Raw genomic sequence first — 5,702 nt, 5'->3', positions numbered from 1 at the left:
AACGTCCACGGGCACCTGAACGGTGTTGCCGGACCCCACACCGGGCGAGCCGGACGTCCGGCCGTCGGCCCGCGCCCCGCCGCCGGTGGAACTCCCCGGGTCCCCGTGGTCCGCACGGTGCTTGCCGCCGCCGTGGTCGCCCTTGCCGCCGCCGGTCCCGCAGCCGTTGCCGGCCGCCGGGTTGAGCAGCCCCACCACGTTCACGGTGTTGCCGCAGAGGTTCACGGAGACGTCCACCGGAACCTGGATCGTGTTGCCCGACAGGACGCCGGGCGAGTTGGCCGCCGAGCCGCCCGCGTTCGCGTCGGCGTGCGCGTGTCCGCCGGCCGCGGCGATCACACCGGTCGCCGCCGCCACGGTCATCAAGCCCTTGCGGGTGACGTGTCTCATGGGGAAATGCCTGCCTTCGAACTTGTCCGATTACCTGAGAGAGGCGGCGGACCGGCCGGCCCCGGGGGAAACCCGGGGCCGGCCGTCACAGCGCCGCGTGGGGAGACGGGGCGCCGTGTCAGCCGTTGACGCAGACGTTGCCGAAGGCCGGGTTCAGCAGGCCGATGACGCTGATGCTGTTGCCGCAGACGTTCACCGGCACGTGCACGGGCACCTGGATGACATTGCCGGAGACCACGCCGGGGGAGCCCGCCGCGGCACCCTGGGCCTCCGAGTCGGCGGCGGCCATGCCCGCACCGGCCAGCAGCAGACCGCCGGTGGCAGCGGCGGCGGTGACGATCTTCTTGATCATGATTCCTCCCTGGAATGGCAAAGCGACCCAAGTGCGGTCGCATCACCTGTAACGAGGAAGGGCTAATAGGGCTACGAGCCTATGAGCGCATTCACCCGTCCCGGGAAGCTGCTGGACGTCTGATCGAATCCTTGGCTCAGGAGGCGTCCAGGAAGCGGTCCAGGACCCGCACCCCGAACTTCAGTCCGTCCACCGGCACCCGCTCGTCCACGCCGTGGAACATCCCGGCGAAGTCCAGCTCCGGCGGCAGCTTCAGCGGCGCGAAGCCGAAGCAGCGGATGCCCAGGTCGTCGAAGGACTTGGCGTCGGTGCCGCCGGAGAGCATGTACGGCACCGCCCGCGCGATCGGGTCCTCGGCCTGGAGCGAGCTCTGCATGGCGTCGACCAGCCGGCCGTCGAAGCCCGTCTCCAGGGCCTTGTCCGCGTGCACGTCCTCGCGCCGTACGCGGGGGCCGAGCAGGCGGTCCAGGTCGGCGAGGAACTCCTCCTCGTAGCCCGGCAGGAAGCGGCCGTCGACGTGGGCGGTCGCCTGGCCGGGGATGACGTTCACCTTGTAGCCGGCCCCGAGCATGGTCGGCGCGGCGGAGTTGCGCAGGGTGGCGCCGACCATCTTGGCGATGCCGCCCAGCTTGGCCAGCGTCTCCTCCATGTTCTCCGGGTCCAGCTCGGTGCCCAGGGCGTCGGAGAGCTCGTCCAGGAACGAGCGGACCGTCTTGGTCACCCGCACCGGCCACTGGTGGCGGCCCAGCCGTCCGACCGCCTCGCACAGCTCGGTGACGGCGTTGTCGTTGTTGGTCATCGAGCCGTGGCCCGCCGTGCCGTCCACGGTCAGCCGCATCCAGTGCATGCCCTTCTGGGCCGTCTCGACCAGGTAGAGCCGCAGCTTCTCGTTGACCGTGAAGGAGAAGCCGCCGACCTCGCCGATCGCCTCCGTGACGCCCTCGAAGAGGTCCCGGTGGTTGTCGACCAGGTGCCGCGCGCCGTAGAGGCCGCCGGCCTCCTCGTCGGCGAGGAACGCCAGCACCACGTCCCGCGGCGGCTTGCGGCCGCTGCGCAGGCGGTCGCGGACCACGGCGAGGGTCATCGCGTTCATGTCCTGCATGTCGACCGCGCCCCGCCCCCACACGCACCCGTCGGCGATCTCGCCGGCGAAGGGGTGGTGGGTCCAGTCGTCCGCGTTGGCGGGGACGACGTCGGTGTGGCCGTGGATCAGCAGAGCCGGCCGGGACGGGTCCTCGCCCTCGATCCGCGCCACGGTGGAGGCCCGGCCGGGGTGCGACTCGATGATCTTCGGTTCCAGACCCACCTCGGCGAGCTTCTCCGCCACGTACTCGGCGGCCTTCCGCTCGCCGGGACCGGAGTGGTCGCCGTAGTTGCTGGTGTCGATCCGGATCAGCTCCCGGCAGAGGTCGACTACCTCGTCCTCCCCGGTGACCTTCTCGCTCACGCGTTACCTCCCGCTGTCGTCCGGATGTGGTCCTCCCACATCCTCCCTCTCCCGGAGCACGGGGACGAGAGGGGGCGTGATCAGGCACCCCGGAAAGCCTGGTAATGTTTTCCCTGTCGCCGCGAGGGGAACGGAAGAACCCCGCAGCGGTGGCAGACACCTTGTCCGGGTGGCGGAATGGCAGACGCGCTAGCTTGAGGTGCTAGTGCCCTTTATCGGGCGTGGGGGTTCAAGTCCCCCCTCGGACACCACACGAAGGGCCGCGGTCGAAGACCGCGGCCCTTCGGCGTTCCCGCTCCCACCGTGCGCCGCCCGGGGCGCGGCGCACGGGCCCGGAACCGGGCCCCGGGCGTCACAGCCAGTCGCGCCGTTTGAACGTCCTGTACAGCAGCACCTCCAGCACCGCCATCACCGCGATCACCGCCGGGTAGGACCAGGTCCAGGTCAGCTCCGGCATGTGCTCGAAGTTCATGCCGTAGACGCCCGCGAGCATGGTCGGCACGGCCGCCATCGCCGCCCAGGCCGAGATCTTCCGCATGTCGTCGTTCTGCCGCACGCTCATCTGGGCGAGATGCGCCGAGAGGATGTCCGACACCAGCCGGTCGAGGGCCTCCACGGACTCGTTGACCCGGGTCAGGTGGTCGCCGACGTCACGGAAGAACGGCCGTGCCTCGTCGTCGACGAACGGCACCCGCGTGAGGCCGGATCCGGTCTCCGCGAGCCGGGTCATCGGTGCGCTCAGCGGCCCGGTCGCCCGCCGGAACTCCAGGATCTGCCGCTTGAAGTCGTAGATCCGCGAGGCGGTGTTCTGCGAGCCCTCGGAGGAGGGGGAGAAGACCTCCGCCTCCAGTTCCTCCAGGTCCGTCTGGAGCTCGCGGGCCACCTCCAGGTAGTGGTCGACGGTCGCGTCGGCGACCGCGTACAGGACGGCGGTGGGGCCGGTGGCCAGGGTCTCCGGCGCGTCCTCCAGCCGGTCCCGGACGGAGGCGAGCGGCGACGCCGCGCCGTGCCGCACCGTCACGATGAAGGAGTCGCCCAGGAAGACCATGATCTCGCCGGTCGACACGGTGTCGCCGTGGGGCTCGTAGAGGACGGGCTTGAGGACCAGGAAGAGCGAGTCGTCGTACACCTCCAGCTTCGGACGCTGATGGGCCTTGAGCGCGTCCTCCACCGCCAGCGGATGGAGCCCGAACTCCTCCGTGACCAGCTCGAACTCCTCCTCGGTGGGGCGGTGCAGCCCTATCCAGACGAACGCGCGGTCCCCGGCGGCGCGTGCCTCCGCCAGGGCGTCGGAGTAGTCGTCCGGCCCCGCGGTCCTGTGGCCGTCCCGGTACACGGCGCAGTCGACGATCACGGTGGTGCGCACTCTCCTCGTGGTTGCCGGCCCCCGCGCCCGGTGACGGCCGGGGGTGAGGACACCCGGTGCCGGGGCCTCGTCCCCCCTTGTACCCCTACCCTGGGCGGCATGCCCACGCTGATCCTGGTCCGGCACGGACGCTCCACCGCCAACACCGCGGGACTCCTCGCCGGACGCATGCCCGGAGTGACACTGGACGAACGCGGAGCCGCGCAGGCCGCCGCCCTCCCGGCCCGGCTCGAGGGGGTGCCGCTGGCCGCCGTGGTCAGCAGCCCGCTCCAGCGGTGCCAGGAGACCGTCCGGCCCCTGCTCGACGCCCGGCCGGGCCTGCGCCTGCACACCGAGGACGGGATCAACGAGTGCGACTACGGCGACTGGACGGGCCGCAAGCTCGACGAGCTGACCGACGAGCCGCTGATGGAGATCGTGCAGGCCCACCCCACCGCCGCGGCCTTCCCCGGTGGGGAGTCCATGCGCACGATGCAGCACCGGGCGGCCGAGGCGGTCAGGCGGTGGAACCGGCGGATCGAGGAGGAGCACGGGGCCGACGCGGTCTACCTGATGTGCTCGCACGGCGACATCATCAAGTCGCTGGCCGCCGACGCGCTCGGGCTGCACCTCGACCAGTTCCAGCGGATCTCCGTGGAGCCCTGCTCGGTCACGGTCGTCCGGTACACCCGGACCCGGCCCTTCCTGGTACGCCTCGGTGACACCGGGGACTTCGCCTCACTGGTCCCCCGCCCGGACCGGGAGACCGAGGGGTCCGGCGGCGCCGCCACGGTCGGAGGCGGCGCCGGGGCACCGTGATCGTCGCCGCAGTAGGGTGAAGCGCGTCAGCCCGTACCGTCGTCGATTCCCCAGGAGACAGGACGTGTCACGTCAGGTGTTCCTCTACGACCCGCCGGACCGCTTCGTGGCCGGCACGGTCGGGCTGCCCGGACGAAGGACGTTCTACCTCCAGGCCAGCACCGGGACCCGGGTGACCAGCGTGGCCCTGGAGAAGACCCAGGTCGCCGCGCTCGCCGAGCGGATGGACGAGCTGCTGGACGAGGTGGTGCGCCGCAGCGGGGGCAGCGCCTCGGTCCCCGCGGTCGCCCCCGCCGACGTCGTGGACACCGCGCCCCTGCGGACGCCGGTGGAGGAGGAGTTCCGGGTCGGCACCATGGCCCTCGCCTGGGACGGCTCCGACCAGCGGATGATCGTCGAGGCGCAGGCGCTGGTCGAGCTGGAGGCGGAGACCGAGGAGGACCTCGCCGCCGCCGAGGAGCAGATGCTCCAGGACGAGGAGAACGGTCCGCCGGTGCTGCGGGTGCGCCTCACCGGGGCCCAGGCGAGATCGTTCGCCAAGCGCGCCCTGGAGGTCGTCGACGCCGGGCGTCCGCCGTGCCCGCTGTGCAGCCTGCCGCTCGACCCGGAGGGACACGTATGTCCGCGCCAGAACGGATACCGGCGCTGAGCCTGCCCGCCGGGGGAGCGGCCGCCGGGACCTCGGACCCGGCCGTCGCCGAACTGCTGGCCCGGGGCGAGCTGACCGTGCGCGGGCGGATCCCGGAGGCGTCCAACGCCGCGCTGTACTGCACCGTCTCGCTGGACGGGCGGGAGACGGCGTGCGTCTACAAGCCGGTCGCGGGGGAGCGGCCGCTGTGGGACTTCCCCGACGGGAACCTGGCGCGCCGGGAGGTCGCCGCCTACGAGGTGTCGCAGGCCACCGGGTGGGGCCTGGTGCCGCCCACCGTGCTGCGCGACGGCCCGTACGGGGAGGGCATGTGCCAGCTGTGGATCGAGCCGGCCGGCGCCGACGCGGCCGGCGGGGAACTCCTCGCGCTGGTCGACCCGGAGAACCCCGGCCCGGGCTGGAAGGAGATCGGCCTCGCGGAGGTGGGCGAAGGGCGCACCGCGCTGCTGGTCCACGCCGACGACCCGCGGCTGCGGCGGCTGGCCGTGCTGGACGCCGTGATCAACAACGCCGACCGCAAGGGCGGGCACCTGCTGCCGGCGCCCGGCGGGCGGCTCCTCGGCATCGACCACGGGGTCACCTTCCACACCGAGGACAAGCTGCGCACGCTGCTGTGGGGGTGGGCGGGGGAACCGCTGCCCGAGGAGGCCGTCGCGGTCCTGCGGCGCCTCGCGGACGCGCTCGGGGAGGACGGGGCGCT

General features: G+C 72.2%; 7 protein-coding genes and 1 tRNA gene. 4 read left to right on the top strand and 4 right to left on the bottom strand.

Annotation, left to right across the window (positions count from 1 at the left end; all coding sequences use genetic code 11):
- The 3 genes from HW445_RS34135 to HW445_RS16575 all read right to left on the bottom strand — a co-directional run.
- Positions 1-390: chaplin family protein (locus HW445_RS34135; RefSeq protein WP_180221796.1), on the bottom strand; the 390-nt coding region annotated here is incomplete at its 3' end.
- A 118-nt stretch (positions 391-508) separates the two neighbouring features.
- Positions 509-742 (bottom strand): chaplin, encoded by a 234-nt coding sequence (locus HW445_RS16580; protein WP_180221795.1) that lies wholly within the window; start codon positions 740-742, stop codon positions 509-511.
- A gap of 136 nt (positions 743-878) precedes the next feature.
- Positions 879-2,189, bottom strand: coding sequence for a M20/M25/M40 family metallo-hydrolase (locus tag HW445_RS16575; protein WP_180221794.1), 1,311 nt, complete (start codon positions 2,187-2,189; stop codon positions 879-881).
- Between the two features lie 163 nt (positions 2,190-2,352).
- Here HW445_RS16575 and HW445_RS16570 point away from each other — a divergent pair.
- Positions 2,353-2,440: transfer RNA gene (locus HW445_RS16570), tRNA-Leu, on the top strand.
- Positions 2,441-2,541: 101 nt separating this feature from the next.
- Here HW445_RS16570 and corA read toward each other — a convergent pair.
- Entirely contained in the window at positions 2,542-3,543 is a 1,002-nt protein-coding gene (gene corA / locus HW445_RS16565; RefSeq protein WP_180221797.1) for a magnesium/cobalt transporter CorA, read from the bottom strand.
- A 111-nt stretch (positions 3,544-3,654) separates the two neighbouring features.
- On the opposite strand from corA, the gene HW445_RS16560 reads away from it, so the two are divergent.
- The 3 genes from HW445_RS16560 to HW445_RS16550 form a co-directional block, all read left to right on the top strand.
- Positions 3,655-4,353, top strand: coding sequence for a histidine phosphatase family protein (locus tag HW445_RS16560; protein WP_180221793.1), 699 nt, complete (start codon positions 3,655-3,657; stop codon positions 4,351-4,353).
- A gap of 64 nt (positions 4,354-4,417) precedes the next feature.
- Entirely contained in the window at positions 4,418-5,002 is a 585-nt protein-coding gene (locus HW445_RS16555; RefSeq protein ID WP_180221792.1) for a DUF3090 domain-containing protein, read from the top strand.
- Positions 4,972-5,702 (top strand): SCO1664 family protein (locus HW445_RS16550; RefSeq protein WP_180221791.1); only part of this gene is annotated, 731 nt, incomplete at its 3' end. The genes HW445_RS16555 and HW445_RS16550, both read left to right, overlap by 31 nt.

Origin of the sequence: Streptomyces sp. UH6, from assembly GCF_013421635.1 — a bacterium.
In the GTDB taxonomy this organism is placed as follows: Bacteria; Actinomycetota; Actinomycetes; order Streptomycetales; family Streptomycetaceae; genus Streptomyces; species Streptomyces abyssomicinicus.
This window is presented reverse-complemented; position numbering and strand designations above follow the sequence as displayed.

What these genes read in the sequence shown, in the direction of transcription:
- HW445_RS16580 (WP_180221795.1), bottom strand. Translation starts at nt 742, where the DNA reads ATGATCAAGAAGATCGTCACCGCCGCCGCTGCCACCGGCGGTCTGCTG.
- HW445_RS16560 (WP_180221793.1), top strand. Translation starts at nt 3,655, where the DNA reads ATGCCCACGCTGATCCTGGTCCGGCACGGACGCTCCACCGCCAACACC.